The organism is Paenibacillus jiangxiensis (assembly GCF_046098255.1).
GTDB classification, from domain to species: Bacteria; Bacillota; Bacilli; order Paenibacillales; family Paenibacillaceae; genus Paenibacillus; species Paenibacillus jiagnxiensis.
Map to the genome: position 1 here is coordinate 1 of NZ_JBJURI010000084.1, position 673 is coordinate 673.

The following is a 673-nucleotide window of genomic DNA, read 5'->3' on the forward strand; positions in this document are numbered from 1 at the left end:
GCGGAACCGACGGGATTCGAACCCGCGATCTCCTGCGTGACAGGCAGGCATGTTAGGCCTCTACACCACGGTTCCGCGATCACTTGAATGGTGCCGGCGAGAGGACTTGAACCCCCAACCTACTGATTACAAGTCAGTTGCTCTACCAATTGAGCTACACCGGCATATATGGTGGAGGCTGAGGGGTTCGAACCCCCGACCCTCTGCTTGTAAGGCAGATGCTCTCCCAGCTGAGCTAAGCCTCCTGGGTATGTATGGTAGCGGCGGAGGGGATCGAACCCCCGACCTCACGGGTATGAACCGTACGCTCTAGCCAGCTGAGCTACGCCGCCATAATCAATTAAAATCTCCAACCATATAATGAAGCCAAATCAGAACGGAGAGAGAGGGATTCGAACCCTCGCACCACTTACGCAGTCTAACCCCTTAGCAGAGGGTCCCCTTGAGCCACTTGGGTATCTCTCCAAATAAGCATTTGCTTCGCAAATGCGATCCGCGAGAAATTCGGTACATCACATACAGTGTGTATGAATTTCACAGCGTATCAAGGTGTTACACCCTGAAAACCGGATCCGAAACGTCATTGCGTTTTAATTTTAGGATAAGCCCTCGACCGATTAGTACTGGTCAGCTCCATGCATTGCTGCACTTCCACCCCCAGCCTATCTACCTC

At 52.6% G+C, this 673-nt stretch carries 5 tRNA genes; all 5 read right to left on the reverse strand.

Annotated features, from left to right (window positions below):
• Position 1: 1 nt before the first annotated feature.
• Positions 2 to 75: transfer RNA gene (locus ACI1P2_RS31405), tRNA-Asp, on the reverse strand.
• A gap of 13 nt (positions 76 to 88) precedes the next feature.
• Positions 89 to 164 (reverse strand) — tRNA-Thr (locus ACI1P2_RS31410).
• 5 nt (positions 165 to 169) lie between these two features.
• Positions 170 to 245 (reverse strand) — tRNA-Val (locus ACI1P2_RS31415).
• A gap of 10 nt (positions 246 to 255) precedes the next feature.
• Positions 256 to 332 (reverse strand) — tRNA-Met (locus ACI1P2_RS31420).
• A gap of 45 nt (positions 333 to 377) precedes the next feature.
• Positions 378 to 465 (reverse strand) — tRNA-Ser (locus ACI1P2_RS31425).
• Positions 466 to 673 lie beyond the last annotated feature (208 nt).